The sequence below is a fragment of the Viscerimonas tarda genome, assembly GCF_054601255.1.
In genome coordinates this window covers 125,383-150,007 of the sequence record NZ_BAAHWV010000005.1, presented here as the reverse complement: position 1 = coordinate 150,007, position 24,625 = coordinate 125,383, and the positions used below count along the sequence as shown (strand labels likewise).

The window sequence follows — 24,625 nt, the reverse complement described above, 5'->3', positions numbered from 1 at the left end:
ACATTTACGCGCTGTTGCCATACTATAAAAACGATGTATCTATGCGCTATATTACCGAAAATCCGAACCTGATTTTGTTGAATGTGGGCTATTCGGACATGAATGCCAACTGGAACTGGAAAGATGTTTACAGCCCTTTTGCCCGTATTTATTATGTGAAAGGCGGCATGGCGAGAACCCGAATAGGCAATAAAACCTATACGCTGGAGCCGAATCATTTATACCTGACTCCTCCTTTTACCCTGCACGATGATGAGTGCGACAGTTACTTCTCGCTGTTTTATATCCACTTCTACGAAAAATCAATAAACAAGGAACCTATTTTCGATGTCTATGATTTTCCGATGGGTATAGAGGCTACTATACTGGATTTATTGCTGACCGAAAGACTGCTGGAGATTAATCCCGACAGGCATCTCCGGCATTTCGACCCCGAACTTTACGATAATTTTCCGACTTTCTCCGAATACATTGCCAACAACAGCAAAATGCCTGTTCACACGCTTGTTGAAACGCAAGGTATTTTGCACCAGCTAATGTCGCGGTTTCTGGAGCAAGCAAAAATAAAAGACGGGAAAAAGGACGCCCGTATAAATAAAAGCCTCCTGTATATACACGAAAACCTCGATAAAGATATATCGGTAGGCGATTTAGCCAGCATTTCCTGCATATCGGAAGACCACTTTATACGGGTGTTTAAAAATAACATGAATTGCACCCCAATGAAATACATCAATCTGAAGAAGATTGAAAAAGCCCAATTACTACTCCTCACCACCGACATGCCGATAAGAGACATCGCCATGGAACTCCTTATCGAAAACATTTCCTATTTCAACAAGCTATTTAAACAATATACGGGAAAAACTCCCGGACAGTATCGGGAGGAATATAACCGGTAGAATAATGTGCTGATTTGCTAATGTGCTGATGTGCTAATGTGTTGATGTGTTGATGTGCTGATGTGCTAATGTGTTGATGTGCTAATGTGCTAATATGAATAATATGCTGATGTGAATAATGTAGGGTTGTGGCGTGCCGCCAGTCGTGGTCGGAAGATTGTAAATTTCTATGATATAATTGTTTAAGATGCTGCAATCCCTTAGGATTGCATCGCTCGGTAGCATAGAAGTAACCCAACGAGGACGCATTCCATTCGGAATGCGACCCCTGTTAAGCCTAATTTTTCTACCGAGCGAAGCATTCCTACGGAATGATGCTAATAACATGCAGCTTTATATTTGTATAACAAATAATTACAATCTTCCGACCACGACTAGCGGCACGCCACAATCCTACATTATTCACATCAACACATCAACACATCAGCACATTAGCACATCAACACATCAGCACATCAGCACATCAACACATTAGCACATCAACACATTATTTTTCTTATTGTCCATTTTAACAAATATACCATAAAAAGAAAAACGCTTGCCGGATTCTTGCAAACCCTTTATACTTAACAATATCTTAATGTGTGTAGTACAATATAGTTGTTTTTCTTATTGTATTTGATATGATATATAATGTATTGTGTCTCAATTATTTAATGATTTTTTTGTTTGTTTATCAAAAACAATAAATTATATTTGCCTTGTCGAATTTTAAATGAAACCATGAAAACAAATTTTATTCATACTTATGTTTCGATAGACTGCGTGGTGTTTGGGTTTGATAACGACCAACTCAATATTTTGCTTGTTGAGCGCAACACCGATGAAGTGAGAAGCAGAGACTTGAAACTTCCGGGTAGTTTGATTTTTGATGACGAAGATGTTGATGCTGCCGCCAACAGGGTGCTATCCGAACTCACAGGGATAAAAAATATGACCTTGCGCCAGTTTCGTTGCTTTTCTTCGCCGAACCGCGCGGCCAATCCCAATGACATCAAGTGGCTGAATACGGCATACAAACCCAATATAAACAGGCTTATAACAGTTGCTTATCTGGCATTGTGCAAAATAGACCGCAAACTAAACAACGTTTCAAAATATAAATCGTCCGAATGGCGCCCCATAGGCAAACTTCCTCACATGCCCTTCGACCACAATCAGATAGTAGAAGAATCCTTGGTCGAAATCAGAAGTTGGATTGAACGCGATCCGGCGATTGTTTTCGAGCTGTTGCCCCAAAAGTTTACTATCAGTCAGCTGCATCGCCTTTACGAAGCGATTTATGTGAAAAATATCGACATCCGCAATTTTCACAAAAAAGTGGCCGCCATGTCGTATGTCATTGCTTTGGAAGAAAAACAAAAAGACGTATCGCATCGTGCGGCGCGCTACTATAAATTCGATAAGGTTGCATACAATAAACGGAAAACAAATATTCAATAATCACTTTATAAACTAAAAATCATGTATTTATTAGGGTACGATATAGGAAGTTCATCGGTAAAAGCGTGCTTGGTCGATGCCAATTCGGGCAAAATAGTTGCCTCTGATTTTTTTCCGAAAGTAGAAATGCCGATTATTGCCGAAAAACCGGGTTGGGCAGAACAAGACCCCGAATCGTGGTGGGCAAATCTCAAATTAGCCAACGAATCGGTTTTGAAACAGTCGGGCGTTGCTCCCGAGGATATTAAAGCTATCGGTATTTCGTGGCAAATGCATGGCCTGGTATTGGTCGATAAATACCAGAAAGCGCTGCGTCCGGCAATTATCTGGTGCGACAGCCGCGCCGTTCCTTATGGCGAAAAGGCTTTTGAAGCAATAGGCAAAGAGAAGAGTTTATCGCATTTGCTCAATTCTCCGGGAAACTTCACGGCGGCAAAACTCGCCTGGGTAAAGGAAAATGAGCCACAAGTCTATGCAAAAATCGACAAGTTTATGTTGCCCGGCGACTATATCGGCATGAAGTTGACAAACGATATTGTTGTTACGGTCGAAGGTCTTTCGGAAGGTATTTTCTGGGATTTCAAAGAAAATAAATTATCGACCGATGTATTGAATTACTTTGGCTTTGAACAAAGTTTTGTGCCGGAAATCAAACCGACATTTGGCGTACAAGGCTTGGTTTCGGCTGCCGCTGCGGCAGAATTAGGCCTGAAGGAAGGTACGCCGGTTTGTTATCGTGCGGGCGACCAACCCAACAACGCCCTTTCTCTAAATGTATTCAATCCGGGCGAAATAGCTTCAACGGCGGGCACTTCGGGCGTGGTTTACGGCGTATTGGGACAGGTGAATTACGATCCCCAATCGCGTGTAAACACTTTTGCGCACGTCAATCATACGGCGGAACAAACGCGTTTGGGCGTATTGTTGTGCATCAATGGCACAGGAATCCTCAATTCGTGGATTAAAAAGAATATCGCGCCCAGCGGAATTTCTTACAACGATATGAACAGCTTGGCATCGCAATCGCCAATCGGAAGTAAAGGCATTTCGATAATTCCGTTTGGAAATGGCGCCGAGCGTATGTTGGAAAACAAGGAGACCGGATGTTCTATTCACGGCATCAATTTTAATATTCATAATCAACCGGATATTATTCGTGCCGCGCAGGAAGGCATCGTTTTTTCTTTCCAATACGGAATGGAAGTTATGGCGGGCATGGGGATGGACATCAGCCTGATACGTGCAGGAAACGCCAATATGTTCCTCAGCCCGATTTTCAGGCAAACATTGGCCAGCATCAGCGGCGCAACGATTGAGTTGTATAACACCGATGGAGCTGCCGGAGCCGCCAAAGCTGCCGGAATAGGAGCGGGGATATACGCCTCCAACAAAGAAGCTTTTGCCTCGTTGGAAAAACTGGCTGTGATAGAACCCGAAAATGATAAGAAAGACCAATACGGGGAAGCTTATTTGCGTTGGAAAGAGTTATTAAAATAAAAGAAATCATCAGCATGAAAAATAGCATTGTTGTTCTACTGGGTATAGTTTGCCTTTGCATTTCCTGTTCTAACGAAACAAAAGAAATAAAATGGCTAAGCACAACTGCCGATTCGCTTTTTATCGAAAAAACGGATATTCGGATGTCTTCCGCTGCCGATACGGACAAAAAAGCGGATGTAGCTGTGTTGCTCGATACGCCTCTCCAATCCATTGATGGCTTTGGCGGCTGTTTCAACGAGTTGGGCTGGACTACATTGTCGGCATTGAACGAATCCGACCGCCGGATTATTATAAGCGATTTGTTCGGAAGAGACGGAATGAATTTCAGCTATTGCCGCTTACCCGTCGGCGCGAACGATTTTGCCCGCGATTGGTATTCTTTCGACGAAACGGATAAGGATTTCGGGATGGAACATTTTTCCATTGATAACGACAAGGAAACCATCATCCCCTTTATTAAGGAGGCTTTGGCCGTCAATCCCGGATTGAGGTTGTGGGCCTCTCCATGGAGCCCTCCCACTTGGATGAAGTACAATAAAAATTATGCTTGTCGCCCCAATGCGGATGTCAATGAACTGAAAGGAGACCCCAGCCAGGACTTGGAAGGAACAAATATGTTTATTCAGGATTCACTCTACTTTAAAGCCTACGCCCTGTATTTCCGCAAATTTATCGAAGCTTATCGGGCTGAAGGTATAAACATCGAAATGGTGGCTCCTCAAAACGAATTCAATTCGTGTCAAATATTCCCGTCGTGTACATGGACAGCCGCAGGGCTAAACACATTTGTCGGCGAATACCTTGGGCCACAGATGAAAGACCTGGGCGTCAGGGTGATGTTCGGTACAATGGAGCGAGGCGATCAGCTATTGGTTGATACCATCATGGAAGGCAGGAGCGGTGAATACATTTCCGAAATTGGTTTTCAATGGGGTGGTAAAAAAGCCATCGAAGGCATCCATAAAACATATCCCGACATGAAATTGATGCAGTCGGAAAGCGAATGCGGCGACGGACAAAACAGTTGGGAATATTGCTTCTATATCTGGAATTTGATGAAACATTACTTCAACAATGGAATTTCGTCCTACATGTACTGGAATATTTCCCTGGACATTGATCCGGCCAAGAGCCGTTGGAAATGGCCGCAAAATTCGCTTATATCCGTTGACCAAGAGGCTAAAACCTACAAATACAATCCCGAATATTACCTGATAAGGCATTTCAGCAAGTTCGTGAAACCCGGCGCCGTGTTCCTGGCTTTGGATGGCGAATACAAAAATGCTTTGGCTTTCCGCAATCAGGATGGCTCGGTAGTGGTGATTTTTGCCAACGAAGAAGCTGCTGCCAAGGAATTGACGATTCGGGTTGGCGAGCAATCGGTAACAGTGAACGCGCAAGCTAATTCAATCAATACACTTATATTATAATAGCATAGATGAAAATCCGCAGGCTTATATTCCTCACACTATTTTTAACCGGCATTAGCTCATTAACAGCTCAACCGCGCTACACCGATGCAACTTTGCCCTTGGAACAGCGCATAAAAATACTGTCAGAACAATTAACACTTGAGGAAAAAATAGACTTGTTGTGTGCCAAAGCTCCGGCTATTCAGCGATTGGGCATACCCGAATACGACTGGTGGAGCGAAGGCTTGCACGGTGTTGCGCGGGCAGGAAAAGCCACCGTATTCCCCAAACCCATAGGTATGGGCAGCATTTGGGATGCGAAACTGATTGAACGTATCGGCGAGGCTGTTTCGGATGAGGCCAGGGCCAAATACCATGCGGCATTGCGCAACAAGGGCTATTCGGAACGTTACGAAGGCTTGACCTATTTTTCGCCGACACTAAATATTGCCCGCGACCCGCGTTGGGGACGAACATCCGAATGTTTCAGCGAAGATACCTATCTTACGGCAAAAACCGGCGCCGCTTATATAAAGGGACTGCAAGGCAACGACCCTCGCTACTTGAAACTGGCGGCAACATCGAAGCATTTTGTTGCCAATAACGAAGAAAACAGACGAAACAACGGTTCGGCAACGGTAGATGAGATTTCTCTCCGCGAATATTACTTTCCGGCCTTCCGCGAAAGTATCGAAAACGGAAAAGCGGCCTCGGTTATGGGCGCATACAATGCCTTGAATGGCGTACCCTGTTGCGCCAACAAGTTTCTGTTGACCGATGTGTTGCGCACCGAATGGAATTTCGACGGCGTTGTTATATCCGATGGTTCGGCTATCGGGCGCATCTCCTCCGACCACAAATATTGTAGCAGCTTTGAAGAAGGGGCGGCTCTTGCATTGAAAGCCGGTTGCGATATGGCGCTTCGGGACGAATACCGGCAAGGACTTCGGGATGCATACAAAAAAGGCTACATTGCCCTTGAAGATATTGACAGAGCGATTTACCGGGTGCTGAAATTGCGTTTCCGCTTGGGAATGTTCGATTTGCCCGAAAATGTTCCATACAGCCGCATTCCCGAAAGTGTAATAGAATCTGCCGAACACAGGGAACTGGCCTTGGAAGCGGCACGGAAATCAATTATCCTGCTGAAAAATGACCGGTTATTGCCCCTCGACCCGAAAAAGAAAATACGACTGGCGCTTATCGGACAGGCCTTTGTGCAAAATTATTACGGCGATTATAGCGGTGTGCCCGAGCATAACCTCACATTGAGAGAAGCTATCCGGCAGCTTGCAGGCGAAAATGGCCAGATTCAATGGCTGTCGGATGCAGTTGAAAAACAGGTTATTCCTTCTACTCAACTGGTCAGGGATAGCAAATACGAGTACGATGGCCGGTTGGGACTTACAGCCGCTTATTACGGAACAGCAGATTGTACCGGTTCACCCTTGCTGGAACGCCACGAGTTAACGCTCGATTTATCGCCGATGAAGGATAATACGCTCAAAACAGAGAACATACAATCGGCCACGTGGAACACCTCTTTGTCGCCAAACCTGACGGGAGAATACACCATTTATTACACTGGCGCAGGCGATACCCGCATTGTACTGGGCGGCCAAACGGTATTGGATAAGAACGTAAACGGTACGGAGTCATTCAAAGTAAACTTGGAAGAAGGCAAGTTGTATCCGCTACAAATACGCTCTGGTAATATCCGAAAGAATGATACATACCGCCTGAGTTGGTCGTTGCCGCTGCAAAAAGATGCCTTAACGCCCGAAACTTTGGCTGCCCAATCGGATGTGGCAGTTGTTTTTGTGAGGGACGATGGCGCATCGGAAGGCCGCGACCGCAGCACATTAGCGGTTAGCCCCGAACAGCAAAAACTGATTGAGCGCGTGGCAAAGGCCAATCCGAATACGGTAGTTGTGATGGGAAGCAGTACGCCCTTGATGATAAAGGAGCTAGTCGGTCAATCGAAAGCATTTTTGAATGTCTGGATTGCCGGTCAGGGTGAATCTCAGGCTATTGCTGAAATTTTGTTCGGAAAAACAAATCCTTCGGGAAAAACGCCCGTTACTTTTTTTGAAAGGGAAGAATTATTGCCGCCCTTGGACGATTATAACGTTAAAAACGGTCGCTCGTATCAATATGCTACTGATAATGTGTTGTTCCCGTTTGGCTATGGATTAAGCTATACGCACTTCAACTATCGTGCCCTGAAACTGGATAAGTCGCGCCTCAAAACCGGTCAGACTGCATTCCTGACAATTGATATATCGAATGACGGAGAGTTTGACGGCGAAGAAGTTATTCAATGCTACGCCGATAACCCGGATTGGAAAGCATCGGGATTGCAAAAGAAACTAATCGCTTTCGACCGCGTATTTCTGAAGAAAGGCGAACGGAAAAAGCTGAAACTGGCTGTTGATACAAGCGGTTTATCGCGCTGGAATACAACAAAACAACGCTGGGAAGTTTCGCCGGGTAACTATACCATACAGGCAGGAGGAAACTCGGTGTCGGCAAGCAAAACAAGTGTTTCATTCACTATTCAGTAAAAAAAACAGATGAAAACAAAAAGCAATACATACCGAAAATTAAATTGGATACTTGCCTTGATGGCCGTATTCACCGTTTTTGCAAATGCACAGCACAATCCGTTCATTACCCACATGTACACTGCCGACCCATCGGCGCGTGTTTGGGCCGATGGCCGGCTATATGTATATGCCTCGCACGATATTGCCCCGCCCAAAGGTTGCGACTTGATGGACAAATACCACGTATTTTCGACCGACGATATGGTAAACTGGACAGACCATGGCGAAATTCTGCGGGCAAGTCAGGTATCGTGGGGAAGAAAAGAAGGCGGTTTTATGTGGGCGCCCGACTGTGTTTACAAAGATGGCGTGTATTATTTCTACTTCCCGCATCCCAGCGAAACAAAAACCGATAATAGCTGGAGAATAGGCATAGCAACCAGCACAAAACCGGCAAGCGATTTTACCCTAGTAGGATACATCCCCAACATTGATTCGATGATTGACCCTCATGTGTTTATCGACGATGACGGCCAAGCCTATTTCTATCATGGTGGCGGCGGCGCCTGCAAAGGCGGAAAACTGAAAGCCAATATGCTGGAGATTGATGGCGGAACCAAACTGATGGAAGGTCTGGTCGATTTTCACGAAGCGACATGGGTGCACAAGCGCAACGGCATTTACTACCTTTCGTATGCCGATAATCACGATGCAAAAGATGCCAAAAACAGGATGTGCTATGCTACGAGCAACAATCCGCTCGGCCCTTGGAAATACCAGGGGATATATATCGAACCGACCGATAGCTATACCAATCATGGTTCGATAGTGGAATACAAAGGGCAATGGTATGCTTTTTACCACAACAGCGCCTTGTCTGATCATTACTGGCTGAGGTCGGCCTGTGTTGACAAGCTCTACTACAACGAAGACGGAACAATTAAAACAGTTATACAAACCAAATAAGTTTAATTAAATAATAAAAAATTATGGCTACAAAAGAATTTTTTTCAGAAATTGGAAAAATCAAATTTGAAGGAAAAGACAGTAAGAATCCACTAGCTTTCCGCTATTATGATGCAGAAAAAGTAGTGTATGGTAAAAAAATGAAAGACTGGTGTAAATTCTCCATGGCTTGGTGGCACACACTTTGTGCTGACGGTGGCGACCCATTTGGCCCCGGTACAAAATCATTCCCCTGGTCAAAAGGTGCATCGGCTTTGGAAATTGCAAAACAACGCTTGGATGCAGGTTTTGAGTTTATGCAAAAAATAGGCATCGAATACTATTGCTTCCACGATATAGACCTGATTGAAGAAGGCAACTCGATTGAAGAATACGAAGCCAATGTGAAAGCCATCGTTGCTTATGCGAAACAAAAACAAGCCGAAACAGGCATCAAACTGCTTTGGGGAACAGCTAACGTGTTCAGTAACAAACGCTACACCAATGGCGCTGCTACCAATCCCGATTTCGATGTTGTGGCTCGTGCCGCCGTGCAAATCAAGAATGCCATTGATGCAACCATTGAATTGGGCGGACAAAATTATGTGTTCTGGGGTGGCCGCGAAGGTTACTACTCGTTGTTGAACACCGATATGAAACGCGAAAAGGAACATTTGGCGCAAATATTGACCATTGCGCGCGATTATGGCCGTTCTAAAGGTTTCAAAGGAACTTTCCTTATCGAACCTAAGCCAATGGAACCTACTAAACATCAATACGATGTGGATTCGGAAACCGTTATCGGCTTCTTGCGTGCACACAATCTGGACAAAGATTTCAAACTGAATATTGAAGTCAATCACGCAACTTTGGCCGGTCATACATTCGAGCACGAATTGCAAGCCGCTGCCGATGCAGGCCTGCTGGGTTCTATCGACGCTAACCGCGGCGACTCTCAAAATGGCTGGGATACCGACCAGTTCCCTATCGACATCAACGACTTGACACAAGCTTGGTTAGTTATTCTGCAAGCCGGTGGTTTGGGCAATGGCGGTACAAACTTCGATGCTAAAACTCGTCGCAGCTCTACCGATCTGGAAGATATTTTCATCGCTCACATCTCGGGTATGGATGCATTCGCACGCGCCTTGGAAACTGCCGCTGCTATCCTGGAAAAATCGCCTTACAAAAAATTGCTTACCGACCGCTACGCTTCTTTCGACGCAGGCGAAGGCAAGAAATTTGAAGAAGGCAAATCATCGCTCGAAGACTTGGTGGCTTATGCCAAAAAGAATGGTGAACCAAAGCAAATCAGTGGAAAACAAGAGCTTTACGAAGCTATCGTTAATATGTACATCTAAATAATTGAGAATTGAGAATTGGCTGACGCTTCGTAATAGCCTTTGCATAATTCTCAATTCTCAACTCTTAATTAAATTAACTATCATGGGAAATAAAAATGGTTTTAATTTAGGCTATATCATTCCGATTACTTTAGTCGCCACTTTGGGTGGTTTGTTGTTCGGATACGATACGGCCGTTATTTCTGGAGCCGAAAAAGGGCTGGAAGGTTTCTTTTCGCAGGCTACAGATTTTGAATACACAAAGGGTTTGCACGGTTTTACTGCGGCAAGCGCTCTGATTGGGTGTGTATTGGGTGGTTCAATATCGGGTATTTTTGCCTCCAGATTCGGACGGCGCAACTCGCTTCGCTATGCATCCGTCATGTTCTTTTTATCGGCCTTAGGCTCTTACTGTCCCGAGTTTCTATTCTTTGAAAAAGGGGATGCCTCTTTTAGCCTGTTGATTGCCTTTAACTTGTATCGTATTTTAGGCGGTATCGGCGTAGGTTTGGCTTCGGCTATTGTTCCGATGTACATTGCGGAAATTGCGCCCTCGAATATTCGGGGAACCTTGGTTTCCTGCAACCAGTTTGCCATTATTTTTGGTATGTTGGTGGTGTATTTCGTCAACTATTTAATCCTGGGCGATCATGTTAATAACGTTTCCGACCCATGGGTAGTATCCACCGGTTGGCGTTATATGTTTGGTTCTGAGGCGTATGTAGCAGGAGTTTTCGGACTATTATTGTTCTTCATACCCAAAACGCCTCGTTATTTGGTTTTGATTGGTCAAGTTCCTCAGGCTTTGAGTGTTTTGACAAAAATTAATGGCGAATCGAAAGCAAAAGAAATTCTTGAAGAGATTAAATCAACCTCGAAAGAAAAAACAGAAAAACTGTTTGCTTATGGCGCCGCTGTGGTTATCATCGGTATTTTGTTGTCGGTATTCCAACAGGCCATCGGTATCAATGCCGTGTTGTATTTCTCACCACGTATATTCGATAGCGTAGGAGTGGATGGAATGCTCGGAACCGTTATAATGGGTATTATAAATATCGTGTTTACGGTTGTAGCTATCCTTACAGTCGATAAATTCGGACGTAAACCCTTGCTGATTATCGGTTCGGTTGGCATGGCAATCGGTGCATTTTCTGTTGCTATTTGCGATAATTTTGCAGTGAGTGGTATTCTTCCCGTAATTTCCATTATCGTCTATGCGGCGTTCTTCATGATGTCGTGGGGTCCGATCTGCTGGGTGCTAATCTCCGAAATTTTCCCGAATACTATTCGTGGTAAAGCAGTAGCTATTGCGGTTGCATTCCAATGGATATTCAACTTCCTGGTTTCATCAACCTTCCCGCCACTCTACGATTTCAGTCCGATGGTGGCTTATGGTTTGTATGGTACAGTATGCGTACTGGCCGCCCTCTTTGTGTGGAAGTTCGTGCCCGAAACCAAAGGTAAAACACTGGAAGACATGAGTAAACTGTGGCGAAAATAACAGATTCTATTATTTTAAGTTGATTATATTAGTGAATATCCTGCCGTGTATTAAAATCGCGGCGGGATATTTTTTTTCCGTAGGGGGCGTGGCGTGCCGCGACCATAACGTTGTTTTGGCTCACCAGCAAAACTATGTGTTTAAACCCTCGAAATCATAGCCCATCGGGCTTACATATCAATAGAAAACAGTCTCATCCCCCTCATAAATTGTCCGTAGGACATTCACCTGCTCATTGGTGTATCCCCTACGGGGAAGAATGGCGAATTGTAATGCTATTTTTCTATTGATATGAATGTCCTACGGACTCATGTAAATATGCAGGCGGGGTAGTTGCAGCGACTCATAAATATAAATCACCCCTTGATATTGTTGCGGGCTTATTGGGGTCATATCCAGCGTAGGGTAGGCTATTAAATCGGCAGCATCTAATTTAAAACCGTCATTCTTACAATAAAATGTATAGGGCGCTACATTGTCCATCTTGCACTTGTTCTCGGCGCCAATCCAGGAACTATTGGTATAAATCAGAGTGATGCGCAGTTTGGCGCAGGCGCGCACCAGCATCACGGTGGGCGGATTGCCGGTTGAAGCGCTACTTAAATCGGTATCTAAGGACTGTCCATACATCGGTAATCCTTCACCGGTGGTCAGTCCGTTGGCGGAGGTAGCTTGCGGCGTTTTCAGGGCTTTGATGTCGCTTACCGTCAAGATGGCGTTCAATGCCAGAATGTCGGCACAGTTTGCTATCACATAGATGTCCTTTTTCACCAGCGTAGCAGGGTCTAAAGGCAGGTTTACCAATTTGCAGTTTTTAATAGAAGCGCCGCTGACGGGCGAATACGCCTGGTGAACAAATTTATCGGAAATAGTGTTGGAACCCGCATCGGCCAAAAAAATGCTCAGGTTTTTAATCTCGTATTCTTCGGGCAGATTATCATCGTCATCCGAAGCGCTTGCCCTTAAAGGCGAAAGCAAAAGAGATATGCCGGACGATTCTTCCGGTAAAAATCCCTTATCCTCTTCGCAACCCGAAAGAAAGAAAACGGCGAAAAATAAAATCAGATATAGTTTAGTCGCATTCATTTTATTTCATTCTACACTTCTCACACAACGCGAAACCGTTGAGGAAAAATTATACCGTTGAAACTGCTGATACAATACCTTATCATAGTTAGCAGGGTCGCTGTAATTTAGGATGGATAAGCCTGCTTTTGTCGGCCCCCAGTAATTTTTATTGTCCGGTTTCAGTTTTTCTCCGCAAGTTGCGCAACCATCGGGGCTTGTTCTTTCTGCCGTGTATTTTGTATAGTCGAAATAGGCATATCCGGCTCCCAGGGTTGCTTCCAGCGCCCATTTGTCCGACAGGTTCCAGCGGTAGCCGTACGAAATTCCAGCGCCGGTCAGCCAGCCTTCGTAGCGATAATCATCAATAATGTGCGCCGTGTTGAATTGACCTCCATGCAAGTGCAATCCCCAGAAAGAGCCGGAGAACGATTTGCGTTGCCAATAGCGCAATTCGGGTTGGATGAGCCAGTGTTTGAGTTTCTTGCCACCCGAAAAACTCCATGGATTGTAGTTAAAAGGAATGTCAAGTGTTAGTCTGTTGTTTAAGCGAAACTCGATGCCGAGATTCAATGTGGTGGTTGCATCGTATAACAAGTTGCTTTTTAAGGCTACTTGAGGTGTGCTGAACGTAGTATCTACTTCTGCAACTTGGGCTGGCATACCGGAAATATTATCCAGATTATTCCCCGGAAAACGTACAGGAATTTATGCATCTACCAATAATTTATTAAGATTGTAACTATTCTTAAAAATTCATCACAAACATAACGTATCCGTACTAATTACACAAACTATCTACAAATTAATTCGATAAATTTAGAGTAATTTAACCTTATTACTATTTTGAATGTCCATTTAACGTGTAAACATCGTATAATTGAAAAAGTTCACGGAAATTTGTTCTTTTTTCGGGAATTGTTACCGGCAATTTTCACCATCCGCATAAAAATAGAAAAAGGTTGTCATCGCGACAACCAATCTCCTTTGTTAACCTTAAATCTAATACTATGAAAAACACATCACAAATATAGTGTGTACGCACAAATTATCAAAACTATTTGTAAACTAATTCGATGTGTTTAGAATAGTTTAACCTTGCCGAATGTTAAAATCTAAATTTCTTTAAGAACTTCAATCCGCATCTTCACATCCGTCAAGGGTTTATCGTGTTGATTGACACGGATATTCTGTATTTTATCCACCACATCCATACCCTCAATAATTTCGCCGAAAACGCTGTATTCTCCATCCAGATGCGGCGCGCCGCCAATGCTTGCATAATCGCTTTTTTGTGTTGGGCTGAATGCTGTTTCATCTTTCCTGTTTCCGGCTTCTGCTATGGATTGGGCTATCAGGTTGTTTCGGAATTGGGTTAGCTTTTCTTTTTCGCCGCCACGGTACAATTCTTTGATGGTATCCTTGTGCTGTGCCTGCAATTCGCCCAAAATAGCTTGCTTGAGTTTCTCGAAGCGTTGTTTTTCCAGCAGAGCTAATTCGGCTTCCGAAAACACCGCGCCTGTTACAATGTAGAACTGGGAGGCAGAGGACGCTTTTTCGGGATTGACGTTATCCCCCAAGCGGGCAGCGGCCAGTGCGCCTCTTTTATGGTAATATTCGGGATACACAAATTCTGCCGGCACGGTGTAGTCGGGGGCATTAGCCAGGTCGTCTTCCCGCAGCACGCTGGTTCCCGATGCATAATCGCCGCCTTGTATCATAAAATCTTTTATAACACGGTGGAATAACAAATCGCGGTAAAAATCTTCTTTCACCAGTTTTATAAAATTGTCCCGGTGGAGGGGCGTTTTATTATACAGTTTGGCAACAATGTCTCCAAAATCGGTTTGAATAACGACTTTTTTCTCTTCTTTTTCTGTGTTCATAATGTGGTTTTCAGTTGATGTATGTACGGTATTTAAAAAAACCTTCAAATTTACAATTAATTAGTAATTAAAGATACCGCTATATTGTAAAATTATTTTTACCTTTGCATTTCAGATATTCTTATGAGTTAAAATGTTTGGGTATTTGATAACAAATTGTAATGATTGCAAATTCTTTAAAAATAAAGAAAGGAATGAGTTATTTTCTGAATATCTCATTCCTTTTTTATTTATCTCAAACCTGTGTGATTCGAATCATTTTCTTTTAGGTCAAAATATAATTTTATAGCAAATGCAGACAGACAAGCCTGTTCTATTAATTCTTGATGACGAAACAGTTTTTGAAGGGAAGTCTTTTGGCTCGGAAAAAGCTGTTGCCGGCGAGGTGGTATTCAACACAGCAATGGTTGGCTATCCCGAGAGTTTGACAGACCCTTCCTACCTGGGGCAGATTTTGGTAGTTACTTTTCCGCTGGTTGGTAATTACGGCGTTCCCGAAAACGTGTTCACCAACGGTATTTCAAATTTCTACGAGTCGGAACGAATTCAGGTTACCGGACTTATCATTTCAAATTATTCGCACGAATATTCGCACTGGAATGCAAAGAAAAGCCTGGGAGAATGGCTGAAAGAAAACGATGTGCCCGGAATTTATGGCATTGATACGCGTGAGTTGACAAAGCGCCTGCGCGAAAAAGGCTCGATGAAAGGCAAAATTGTCTTCAAGGATGTCGGCGAAATTGATTTTGTTGACCCCAACCTCGAAAATCTGGTGGCAAAAGCAAGTTGCAAGGAAGTAATCACCTACGGAAACGGCAGTAAAAAAGTGGTGTTGGTTGATTGCGGCGTAAAGCACAACATCATCCGCTGCCTGCTGAAGAGGGACATCACACTGATACGCGTACCCTGGGATTATGATTTCAACCAGTTGGAATACGACGGCTTGTTTATCTCCAACGGACCGGGAAATCCCGATCATTGCGAAATCACCGTCCAAAACATCCGCAAGGCAATGGAAAAAAACAAACCTATCTGCGGAATATGTATGGGAAACCAGTTGCTGTCGAAAGCCGGAGGCGCATCGGTGTATAAGCTGAAATACGGGCACCGCAGCCACAACCAGCCGGTGAAGATGGTGGACAGCAACAAGTGCTTCATCACTTCCCAAAACCACGGGTTTGCCGTAGCCAACTCTTCGCTGGGAAAAGACTGGGAACCCCTGTTTATTAATCTGAATGATGGAACGAACGAAGGTATAAAGCACAAAACAAAACCTTTCTTTTCGGCACAGTTTCATCCCGAGGCTGCCAGCGGCCCCACAGATACCGATTTCTTATTTGATTTGTTTTTCGAAAAGTTATAAAAAATAACCCTTATGGATATAAACATAAAAAAAGTATTAGTACTGGGGTCGGGCGCCCTGAAAATAGGCGAGGCCGGAGAGTTTGATTACTCGGGCTCGCAAGCCTTGAAAGCCCTGAAAGAGGAGGGCATCGAAACCATATTGATAAATCCGAATATCGCGACAGTACAAACCTCCGAAGGTTCTGCCGATAAAATATATTTTCTGCCGATTACGCCCTATTTTGTTGAAAAGGTAATCAAAAAAGAAAAACCCGAAGGCATACTTCTGGCTTTTGGCGGACAAACAGCCCTGAACTGCGGCGTACAACTCTTCGAGTCGGGTATATTGGAGAAGTACAACCTCCGGGTACTGGGAACACCGGTTCAGGCCATTATCGACACCGAAGACCGCGAATTGTTTGTCAGGAAACTGGACGAAATTGAGGTAAAAACCATTAAAAGCATTGCCGTCGGCGCCATTGATGGCGCGATAAAAGCGGCTGCTGAACTGGGCTATCCCATCATTGTGCGTGCTGCATACGCGCTTGGTGGTCTTGGCTCGGGCTTTTGCGACAACGAACAGGAACTGCAACTGCTGGCCGAAAAGGCATTCTCTTATTCGTCTCAGCTCCTGATCGAGAAATCGCTGAAAGGCTGGAAAGAAGTGGAATACGAAGTTGTTCGCGATAAATACGACAACTGTATGACAGTGTGTAACATGGAGAACTTCGACCCGCTCGGTATTCACACCGGGGAGAGTATCGTGGTGGCGCCATCTCAAACACTCACCAACTCGGAGTATCATAAACTGCGCGAACTGTCTATCCGCATCGTCAAACACATCGGTATAGTCGGCGAATGTAACGTTCAGTACGCTTTCGACCCTCAATCGGAGGATTACCGCGTTATTGAGGTCAATGCGCGGCTCAGCCGTTCGTCTGCGCTTGCTTCCAAGGCAACCGGTTATCCTTTGGCGTTTGTTGCGGCTAAATTGGGGCTGGGATATGGGTTGTTTGAACTGAAAAACTCGGTAACAAAATCCACCTGCGCCTTCTTTGAACCGGCGCTGGACTACATTGTTGTAAAAATACCGCGTTGGGATTTGGGTAAATTCCATGGCGTATCCAAGGAAATTGGTTCGAGCATGAAATCCGTTGGCGAAATTATGGCTATCGGACGTAGCTTTGAGGAGGCCATCCAAAAGGGATTGCGCATGATAAACGTGGGTATGCACGGTTTTGTCGCCAATAAAAATCTGGTTCAACAAAATCTGGACGATGCCCTGAAAAATCCGACCGACAAACGTATATTCTGCATTGAGCAAGCCTTTGAACAGGGTTACTCGATTGAAAAAATACACGAGCTGACGAAAATCGACAACTGGTTTCTCCAGAAGCTGCATTACATATTCAAATGCTCGAAAGAGTTGGAGAAATACACCGAAATACAGGCGATTCCGCTCGAGCTTATCCGCTCGGCCAAACAAATGGGATTCTCCGATTTTCAGGTAGCGAAAATCGTTTGCGAGAAGTCCGGTTTGGTAGAACAGGCCGCACAAAACCTGCGCGAAATACGCAAGCAAAACGGAATTGTTCCGGTGGTGAAGCAAATTGATACGCTTGCCGCCGAATATCCGGCACAGACAAACTACCTCTACCTGACTTATAACGGCACCGCCAACGATGTGAATTACCTGGGCGACAAACGCTCGGTAATAGTGCTTGGATCAGGCGCTTACCGCATTGGCTCATCCGTTGAGTTCGACTGGTGTTCGGTAAATGCCCTGCAAACGGTGCGGAAGGAAGGATACCGATCGGTGATGATAAACTACAATCCCGAAACCGTTTCCACCGACTACGATATGTGCGACCGCCTCTACTTCGACGAGTTGACCTACGAGCGTGTGATGGACATTATCGAATTGGAAAACCCGCACGGCGTTATTCTCTCGGTAGGCGGACAAATACCCAATAACCTGGCTGTCAGACTGGACGAAGCCAATGTAAACATACTGGGCACCTCGGCCAAAAACATTGACAACGCCGAAGACCGGCACAAATTCTCGAGTATGCTCGACCGGATTGGGGTTGATCAGCCACGCTGGAAAGAGCTAAGCTCGCTTGACGACATCAAGGGTTTTGTGGAAGAAGTTGGCTATCCGGTGCTGGTTCGCCCCTCGTATGTGCTTTCGGGCGCTGCCATGAATGTCTGCTCAAACGAACAGGAGTTGATTAACTTCCTTCAGTTGGCTGCCGATGTATCGAAAAAGCATCCGGTGGTGGTGAGCGAATTTATCGAAAACGCCAAAGAAATAGAGCTGGATGCCGTGGCAAACAAAGGCGACATGATTATGTACGCCATATCCGAGCACGTGGAGTTTGCCGGAGTACACTCGGGCGATGCCACCATACAGTTCCCCGCCCAACGCCTCTACATCGAAACGGTTCGCCGGGTGAAGAAGATTGCACGCAAAATTGCGCAGGAGCTCCAAATATCGGGGCCTTTCAATATCCAGTTCCTGGCAAAGAACAACGAAATTAAAGTCATTGAATGTAACTTGCGGGCTTCGCGTTCGTTCCCGTTTGTGTCGAAGGTGCTTAAAATAAACTTCATTGACCTGGCAACGAAGATTATGCTGGGATTACCCGTAGAAAAGCCGAACAAGAGCGCTTTCGACCTCGATTATGTCGGAATCAAAGCCTCCCAATTCTCTTTCTCCCGCTTGCAAAAAGCCGACCCCGTACTTGGCGTGGACATGGCTTCGACAGGAGAAGTAGGATGTATCGGCAACGACTTTTACGATGCCATGCTCAAATCAATGCTCTCGGTAGGCTACCGCATTCCCGAAAAAACAGTGCTGTTCTCCACCGGCCCGGCAAAATCCAAAGTCGAATTGCTGGAAGCGGCGCGTTTGCTTTATTCCAAAGGCTACGAGCTGTATGCAACGGGCGGTTCTCAACAATTCTTGGAAGACAACGGAATACCTGCCACCCGGGTATATTGGCCAAATGACGACAAACAGCCCAGCGCATTGGAACTGATTCAGAATAAGAAGATTGACTTGGTGGTGAATATCCCCAAAGATTTCACGACAAACGAATTGGATAACGGCTATAAAATCAGGCGGGCGGCCATTGATTACAATGTTCCGCTGTTGACAAATTCCCGTCTTGCATCGGCGTTTATTCAGGCATTCTGCAAATTGGATGTGAATGACATCGAAATTAAGCACTGGAACGAATACGAATAAAGAACAAATTATGAGAACGACAAATAAACAAACTATGCGATGTTGTATAAATTTGAAGAGGTTTTAAATACGCTAAACGAAGAGATTAGCGCCTTGCGGTTCGGGCAGAATCCCCAATCCTTGTTCGACCCCATAAGCTACATCCTTTCGCTGGGAGGAAAACGCCTGCGTCCGGCGCTAAGCTTGATGTCGTATAACTTGTATAAGGACGATGTGAGAACAGCCTTGCCCGTAGCTTTGGCCATTGAAATTTTCCATAACTTCACCTTGTTGCACGACGATTTGATGGATAGAGCGGATGTTCGGCGCGGAAAAGAAACTGTTCATATCAAATGGAATGACAACACCGCCGTTTTGTCGGGCGATGCCATGCTGATAGAGGCTTACGTGAAAATTGCCGGGGTTGACGCAAAATTCCTGCCGCAAGTCTTAAAACTGTTCTCTACCACAGCAACCGAAATTTGTTGTGGTCAGCAACTCGATATGGAGTTTGAACAACGCCTGGACGTAACCATCGCCGAGTACCTGGAAATGATTCGCCTGAAGACTGCCGTATTGTTGGGTTGTGCCCTGAAAGAGGGCGCTATTCTGGCCGAAGCAAGCGAAGAAGATGCCGATAATTTATACCAGTTCGGGATAAACATCGGCTTGGGATTTCAGTTGATGGACGATTTGCTGGATGTGTATGGCAATCCCGAAACTTTTGGAAAGAAGATAGGAGGCGATATTTTATGCAACAAAAAAACATTCCTGCTTATCAATGCCCTTCGGAATGCAAGGAAGAAAGAGCTATTGCTGCATTGGATCAACAAAACGGAGTTCGAGCCCGAGGAAAAAATTGCCGCTGTAACAAAAATATACGATGAACTGGGATTGAAAGAAATAACCAGACAACTGGTTATTGACTACTACAATAAAGGCATCAACTGCCTGAACAAGGTGAATGCAGCCGCCGACAACAAACAAGAACTGAAGGCATTGGCCGAACTGCTGCTGTCGCGTAACTCATAAAGCTATTTCGGTGAGAATAATAGATACACATGCGCACATTTACCAACCCGATTTTGAGGGAGACGTGGATGCTGTCGTTGCACGGGCAAAGCAAGCCGGTGTAGTCAACATACTCCTGCCCAATATCGACTTGGAGTCTATCGACCGGCTGCATAAATTATCCGACAGTTACGCAGGGTACTGCTTTCCGATGATGGGATTGCACCCAACCAGCGTATCGGGCAACTGGCCATCCGATCTGGAGTTTCTAAAAGCACAATTCGCCCACCGCAACTACATCGCCATCGGCGAAATAGGCATCGACCTCTATTGGGACAAAAGCTTTGAAAAGGAGCAAATACTCGCCTTCGAGCAACAACTGCGCTGGAGCATCGAATACGACTTGCCGGTCGCCATCCATTCGCGCAATGCCACAGCCCAATGCATCAAAAGCATTTGCAACATAGGAGCCGAAAACCTGCGAGGCGTTTTCCACAGTTTTGGCGGAAGCGAAGAAGAATTAACGGAAATACTCGCGCTCGGTAATTTTCTGCTGGGAATCAACGGCGTTGTAACATTCAAAAACTCCACATTGCCCGAAACATTGAAGAAGACAGACCTGTCGCACATCATTATAGAAACCGATGCGCCCTACCTTAGTCCTGTTCCTTACCGTGGCAAGCGCAACGAACCGGCATACACCACAAAAATGCTGGAAAAACTAGCCGAAGTCTATCACACTACTCCCGAAGAAGTAGGAGAGCAAACATCGGAGAATGTGAGAAAGTTGTTTGGGATATAGCCTCTATTTTGCCCGTTCCACAATTTTTTCTATCACCTTCACCGGAGAGGCGTATTTTGTGTAATAGGCTCTTGCATTTTCTTCCAGTCTGGTTCTCAACTCATTATTGGTCAGTAGCCGGTCTATTGCCTGTTCTATTTCGGTTTCATCGTTCGCCAAATAAATGTCTTTGCCGTGTTGGAGTGGGGCGGGGAGCTCGTTTATCAAGCTGGTCGATATGATGGCTTTCCCTATACAAAGAAATTCGCCCAGTTTCCAGCCATGACAATTAAGCACAGCCGACGTATTGAATACAAATATCGAATTTTGTATATTTTTCAGGTACGATTTGTTTGAAAGGTAGCTGTTGAAAATCAGTTTTGATGGAATATTCTGGGGAACAGCGACATTCTTGTTGACGAAAAAGCCGCCATCAAAATTTATTTTGTCGTTCCGTGCACAGGATAATATGTAATGCTGGCGAAAGAGATTGGTGGCATTTTCGCCTGCCCAAAAAGTAGAAACAAAAAAGACGTAATTCCCTCTGTCGGAGGCCGTATGGTTGGTATAACTTTGAAGCGGTTGCCTTTTTAATAGCGATAAATAATTGCGAATCCACCTTTGGGGTCTTAAATGAATATTGGCGCTATGGGTGTGCTTCCAGATTTTTGCTTTCAGGAAATTGCTCACTAATTGAAAGCACAATTCAACCGGATTCCATATTTTTATGGAAAAAGAAGGAGCTATATTTATTAATTTATTGCTGCCATAATGTGGCGTTGACAAATTGATATTAATCTTGGCATACACATCCGACCATTCATAAGCCTGCTCAATTACATCATGCTGGTCCCTGTAGTCGATTATAATTTTTCTGGTGGCATCCTTATCTGTTATAACAAAAGCCATAAGCATATCAATCTCCTCCAATTCGTTGAAAAATCTGGAAGAAAAAGCGACATGCCTTTTTCCAAAAACATCATACAATCCCCGAATGTAATACGACGAATAGTTTATGGTACTCCTCGGGTCAATAAAAACTTTCATAATAATATCTTATAATCAATAAACGAATTAATATCACTCCATACTATTTCTCACTACCCTTTGCTAATCCCAAAATATCAATTATCTTTGCATCCACAAAGTTTTGGAGAGGTGCTCGAGTGGTTGAAGAGGCACGCCTGGAAAGCGTGTAAATGCCTAAAGCGTTTCGTGAGTTCGAATCTCATCTTCTCCGCAATAAACAAGGGGCTGTCTTATAAGCCTTATTCCCGAGCTTGTCATTGCACATTTACTCAGGAGATCCCGTGTCAAGCACGGGATGACAGACTTATAAGACAGCTCGCTTGTTTTTTCAGGGGTTATTTTTCTCCTCAATCGGGCGCTAAATTACTTCAAAATATAATCTATTAAAACTCTTTCCGTAAACAAGGTTGTTTTCCCATAGTCGTGCTCGTAATGTACATATTTTACCAATCCCACATTCTCTGAGAAATATTGGATCATGGTGTGATATGGATTTCCGTTATCATCCAGTCCGCCCGGATGATAGGAAAAGCCCATGCAACGAAAACTTCCTTTGAGTGTTACAATTACCGTGTCGGAGGATGTACAAGTTATTTCTTGTTCATCTATTCTATAATTTGAAATGTCTCCATTTGTATAAACTATTGATTTACAAATCCATTTATCATTAGTCTTAGCATTCTTCTTACAAAAGATAGTCTCATGGACTAATGCATCTTTATCAAAAAAATATTCAATGCAGTTTCCCTCATTATCGTTGTTTACCAATGAGATAGGTTGTCCATCCGCATATTCTGTCGAAGAGAACCCTTTTTGTTTATCAATTGTATAGCGATACTTAATTTCCGTTTTTGTCGTGGTTGTGAAAGGAGTAGCCCCAACATTATAGGTTGTTTGTTCATAAACCCAGGTATTGCCAATGTTTAACGGAAACAAAGGAAGTTGCCTGTTTGTTTCGGTCTCATCCTTTTCGCACGAATAAAACGAAATTCCCAGCAACAAAAAAATAAAAGATAATTTGAGTGTTTTCATGATAACGCATTATTAAGTTTTCTACTCATTCGGTTCTATTATTGAGCAAAGTTAGCATAAAATTATCAATTGCACACAAACGGATAAAAATTGGCGGAGCTACTGGCCTGACAATATTAGCGTAAAGGCCGGGTGTACAAGAAAAATAATTCATAGCATCCTTCAGCATTTAGAACATTGAACCCTAAAGTTTGAACTTTGAATTATTTGACTATCTAACAATTTTTTTATAACTTGCGGCTCTTTTTCGAGTGGATTGGTTGACAATTGTAAATGCACAAAAGAGATTTAACCAACCGGCTGATATTTAACTATTTACAATAACATTAAAAGTTTCTATATAACTATGAGTACATCAACAAAGCAAGAAGAAGATGGTTGCAATCCGTCGTTTTCGACAAGGGTGATTAATTGTGGGTTCCCAACACCCGATGCACATGGCGCCATAAATATGCCGATATACCGGAATGCGGCTTTCGAGTTTGCCAACTCGGAGATAATAGCGGCGGCGTTTCAGTACCGAACCGATTTACATACCTATACACGAATCTCGAATCCGACTGTCAATAATCTGGAGAATAAGATAAAAGCCGCGTCAGGAGCCGAGAATGTAATTGCATTGGCTTCGGGTATGGCGGCCATTTCCAACACATTTCTCACTTTAGCCTACGCCGGAAGCAACATTGTAGCTTCTCCGCATTTGTTTGGCAATACTTTTTCGTTTCTTAAATCAACATTGGCCGAATTTGGCGTGGAGGTTCGTTTTGTGAACACCGATAATCTGGATGAAATAAAGGCAGCCGTTGACGAAAACACCTGCGCTTTCTTCACCGAGGTAATCACCAATCCACACCTGGAGATAGCCAACTTGCCCGAAATATCAAAAATACTGAAAGCGCAAAACGTACCCATGATTATCGATACAACTATCATTCCCTGGTGCGGCATCGATGCCAAAAAAGCGGGCGTGGATATTGAAGTGGTATCGACAACCAAATACATTTCGGGAGGCGCAACCAGCATGGGAGGCGCAATTATCGACTACGGAACCTATGATGGAAAGAATAACAGAAAATTGGCCAGCTTACCCAAACCCAAAGGCATGTCGCGATTTACGTTCAAGCTTCGTGCCGAGATTGCCCGTAACATAGGCGCTACGATGGCTCCCGACAATGCCTATTTACAGTCCTTGGGCATGGAGTCGCTACAATTGCGCTACGAAAAAATGTCGCAGGTGGCTTACGAGTTGGCACAATATCTGGGAGGACACGGTAAGGTAGTGAAATCGAATTATCCAAAGCTGGAAAGTTCGCCTTACAAAGCCATTTCCGATGCCTTGTTTATCAATAATCCGGGCGCGATGTTCACCATTAATTTAGCGTCGAAAGCCGACTGTTATAAATTTATGGACGGCTTGAAGGTTATTCGTCGCGCAACGAACCTCTTCGACAATAAAACCCTGGTTATTCATCCCGATTCTACCATCTACTGCTCTTTTTCGCCCGAGATGAAAAAGGTGATGGGCATAGAAGATACCCTACTCCGCTTTTCAGTAGGATTGGAAGATATTTCGGATTTGAAGAAAGATATAGATGCGGCTTTGGAATTGATTTGAGCCTTGGTTTCGTCATAAGTCGATATTCGATACACAGGAAG

At 44.3% G+C, this 24,625-nt stretch carries 18 protein-coding genes and 1 tRNA gene; 14 read left to right on the top strand and 5 right to left on the bottom strand.

The features are described from left to right. Positions 1 to 41: 41 nt before the first annotated feature. The 8 genes from ACYPWY_RS03710 to xylE all read left to right on the top strand — a co-directional run bounded on the left by ACYPWY_RS03710 (position 42) and on the right by xylE (position 11,592). Positions 42 to 902, top strand: a complete 861-nt coding sequence (locus ACYPWY_RS03710; protein WP_459684088.1) for a helix-turn-helix domain-containing protein — start codon at positions 42 to 44, stop codon at positions 900 to 902. Positions 903 to 1,625: 723 nt separating this feature from the next. Beyond that, the gene (locus ACYPWY_RS03705; RefSeq protein ID WP_459684087.1) at positions 1,626 to 2,345 is read left to right on the top strand and encodes an NUDIX hydrolase; all 720 of its coding nucleotides are present in this window, start codon (positions 1,626 to 1,628) and stop codon (positions 2,343 to 2,345) included. Between the two features lie 21 nt (positions 2,346 to 2,366). Beyond that, complete coding sequence (locus tag ACYPWY_RS03700) at positions 2,367 to 3,842, top strand: xylulokinase (RefSeq protein ID WP_459684086.1); 1,476 nt, start codon at positions 2,367 to 2,369, stop codon at positions 3,840 to 3,842. A 14-nt stretch (positions 3,843 to 3,856) separates the two neighbouring features. Then, positions 3,857 to 5,275 carry a glycoside hydrolase family 30 protein gene (locus tag ACYPWY_RS03695; RefSeq protein ID WP_459684085.1) on the top strand — a complete coding sequence of 473 codons (1,419 nt, stop codon included), beginning with the start codon at positions 3,857 to 3,859 and terminating at the stop codon, positions 5,273 to 5,275. A gap of 8 nt (positions 5,276 to 5,283) precedes the next feature. Continuing rightward, a complete protein-coding gene (locus tag ACYPWY_RS03690) occupies positions 5,284 to 7,821 on the top strand; it encodes a glycoside hydrolase family 3 protein (protein WP_459684084.1) in 2,538 nt (845 codons plus the stop codon). Between the two features lie 60 nt (positions 7,822 to 7,881). Further along, positions 7,882 to 8,769, top strand: coding sequence for a family 43 glycosylhydrolase (locus tag ACYPWY_RS03685; protein ID WP_459684100.1), 888 nt, complete (start codon positions 7,882 to 7,884; stop codon positions 8,767 to 8,769). Between the two features lie 23 nt (positions 8,770 to 8,792). Beyond that, positions 8,793 to 10,109: a xylose isomerase gene (gene xylA, locus ACYPWY_RS03680; RefSeq protein WP_459684083.1), complete on the top strand. Its 1,317-nt coding sequence runs from the start codon at positions 8,793 to 8,795 to the stop codon at positions 10,107 to 10,109. An 82-nt stretch (positions 10,110 to 10,191) separates the two neighbouring features. Continuing rightward, entirely contained in the window at positions 10,192 to 11,592 is a 1,401-nt protein-coding gene (xylE, locus tag ACYPWY_RS03675; protein WP_459684099.1) for a D-xylose transporter XylE, read from the top strand. Positions 11,593 to 11,892: 300 nt separating this feature from the next. On the opposite strand, the gene ACYPWY_RS03670 is transcribed toward xylE, so the two are convergent. The 3 genes from ACYPWY_RS03670 to ACYPWY_RS03660 form a co-directional block, all read right to left on the bottom strand. Further along, on the bottom strand, positions 11,893 to 12,678 hold the full coding sequence (locus ACYPWY_RS03670) for a fimbrial protein (RefSeq protein ID WP_459684082.1): 786 nt from the start codon (positions 12,676 to 12,678) through the stop codon (positions 11,893 to 11,895). A 6-nt stretch (positions 12,679 to 12,684) separates the two neighbouring features. Further along, positions 12,685 to 13,320 carry a DUF3575 domain-containing protein gene (locus tag ACYPWY_RS03665; protein WP_459684081.1) on the bottom strand — a complete coding sequence of 212 codons (636 nt, stop codon included), beginning with the start codon at positions 13,318 to 13,320 and terminating at the stop codon, positions 12,685 to 12,687. A gap of 452 nt (positions 13,321 to 13,772) precedes the next feature. Further along, positions 13,773 to 14,543, bottom strand: coding sequence for a peptidylprolyl isomerase (locus tag ACYPWY_RS03660; RefSeq protein WP_459684080.1), 771 nt, complete (start codon positions 14,541 to 14,543; stop codon positions 13,773 to 13,775). 292 nt (positions 14,544 to 14,835) lie between these two features. On the opposite strand from ACYPWY_RS03660, the gene carA reads away from it, so the two are divergent. Genes carA through ACYPWY_RS03640 form a run of 4 tightly spaced genes read left to right on the top strand, consistent with a single transcriptional unit; the run spans position 14,836 to position 20,929 of the window. Next, positions 14,836 to 15,906, top strand: a complete 1,071-nt coding sequence (gene carA / locus ACYPWY_RS03655; RefSeq protein ID WP_459684079.1) for a glutamine-hydrolyzing carbamoyl-phosphate synthase small subunit — start codon at positions 14,836 to 14,838, stop codon at positions 15,904 to 15,906. Positions 15,907 to 15,918: 12 nt separating this feature from the next. Beyond that, positions 15,919 to 19,137 (top strand): carbamoyl-phosphate synthase (glutamine-hydrolyzing) large subunit, encoded by a 3,219-nt coding sequence (gene carB, locus ACYPWY_RS03650; RefSeq protein WP_459684078.1) that lies wholly within the window; start codon positions 15,919 to 15,921, stop codon positions 19,135 to 19,137. 42 nt (positions 19,138 to 19,179) lie between these two features. Further along, on the top strand, positions 19,180 to 20,148 hold the full coding sequence (locus ACYPWY_RS03645; protein ID WP_459684098.1) for a polyprenyl synthetase family protein: 969 nt from the start codon (positions 19,180 to 19,182) through the stop codon (positions 20,146 to 20,148). Between the two features lie 10 nt (positions 20,149 to 20,158). Beyond that, positions 20,159 to 20,929, top strand: a complete 771-nt coding sequence (locus ACYPWY_RS03640) for a TatD family hydrolase (protein ID WP_459684077.1) — start codon at positions 20,159 to 20,161, stop codon at positions 20,927 to 20,929. Positions 20,930 to 20,932: 3 nt separating this feature from the next. On the opposite strand, the gene ACYPWY_RS03635 is transcribed toward ACYPWY_RS03640, so the two are convergent. After that, positions 20,933 to 21,955: a glycosyltransferase gene (locus ACYPWY_RS03635; protein ID WP_459684076.1), complete on the bottom strand. Its 1,023-nt coding sequence runs from the start codon at positions 21,953 to 21,955 to the stop codon at positions 20,933 to 20,935. A gap of 105 nt (positions 21,956 to 22,060) precedes the next feature. On the opposite strand from ACYPWY_RS03635, the gene ACYPWY_RS03630 reads away from it, so the two are divergent. Then, positions 22,061 to 22,148, top strand: a tRNA-Ser gene (locus ACYPWY_RS03630). 152 nt (positions 22,149 to 22,300) lie between these two features. On the opposite strand, the gene ACYPWY_RS03625 is transcribed toward ACYPWY_RS03630, so the two are convergent. Further along, entirely contained in the window at positions 22,301 to 22,969 is a 669-nt protein-coding gene (locus ACYPWY_RS03625) for a hypothetical protein (RefSeq protein ID WP_459684075.1), read from the bottom strand. A 346-nt stretch (positions 22,970 to 23,315) separates the two neighbouring features. Between ACYPWY_RS03625 and ACYPWY_RS03620 the strand changes: the two genes are divergently transcribed. Continuing rightward, positions 23,316 to 24,584 carry a PLP-dependent transferase gene (locus ACYPWY_RS03620; protein WP_459684074.1) on the top strand — a complete coding sequence of 423 codons (1,269 nt, stop codon included), beginning with the start codon at positions 23,316 to 23,318 and terminating at the stop codon, positions 24,582 to 24,584. Positions 24,585 to 24,625: the final 41 nt, after the last annotated feature.

Bases quoted from the DNA above. Each gene is read 5' to 3' on its own strand.
- ACYPWY_RS03710 (WP_459684088.1), top strand. From the start codon at position 42: ATGCGCTATATTACCGAAAATCCGAACCTGATTTTGTTGAATGTGGGC.
- ACYPWY_RS03705 (WP_459684087.1), top strand. From the start codon at position 1,626: ATGAAAACAAATTTTATTCATACTTATGTTTCGATAGACTGCGTGGTG.
- ACYPWY_RS03700 (WP_459684086.1), top strand. From the start codon at position 2,367: ATGTATTTATTAGGGTACGATATAGGAAGTTCATCGGTAAAAGCGTGC.
- ACYPWY_RS03695 (WP_459684085.1), top strand. From the start codon at position 3,857: ATGAAAAATAGCATTGTTGTTCTACTGGGTATAGTTTGCCTTTGCATT.
- ACYPWY_RS03690 (WP_459684084.1), top strand. From the start codon at position 5,284: ATGAAAATCCGCAGGCTTATATTCCTCACACTATTTTTAACCGGCATT.
- ACYPWY_RS03685 (WP_459684100.1), top strand. From the start codon at position 7,882: ATGGCCGTATTCACCGTTTTTGCAAATGCACAGCACAATCCGTTCATT.
- xylA (WP_459684083.1), top strand. From the start codon at position 8,793: ATGGCTACAAAAGAATTTTTTTCAGAAATTGGAAAAATCAAATTTGAA.
- ACYPWY_RS03670 (WP_459684082.1), bottom strand. From the start codon at position 12,678: ATGAATGCGACTAAACTATATCTGATTTTATTTTTCGCCGTTTTCTTT.
- ACYPWY_RS03665 (WP_459684081.1), bottom strand. From the start codon at position 13,320: ATGCCAGCCCAAGTTGCAGAAGTAGATACTACGTTCAGCACACCTCAA.
- ACYPWY_RS03660 (WP_459684080.1), bottom strand. From the start codon at position 14,543: ATGAACACAGAAAAAGAAGAGAAAAAAGTCGTTATTCAAACCGATTTT.
- carA (WP_459684079.1), top strand. From the start codon at position 14,836: ATGCAGACAGACAAGCCTGTTCTATTAATTCTTGATGACGAAACAGTT.
- carB (WP_459684078.1), top strand. From the start codon at position 15,919: ATGGATATAAACATAAAAAAAGTATTAGTACTGGGGTCGGGCGCCCTG.
- ACYPWY_RS03635 (WP_459684076.1), bottom strand. From the start codon at position 21,955: ATGAAAGTTTTTATTGACCCGAGGAGTACCATAAACTATTCGTCGTAT.
- ACYPWY_RS03625 (WP_459684075.1), bottom strand. From the start codon at position 22,969: ATGAAAACACTCAAATTATCTTTTATTTTTTTGTTGCTGGGAATTTCG.
- ACYPWY_RS03620 (WP_459684074.1), top strand. From the start codon at position 23,316: ATGAGTACATCAACAAAGCAAGAAGAAGATGGTTGCAATCCGTCGTTT.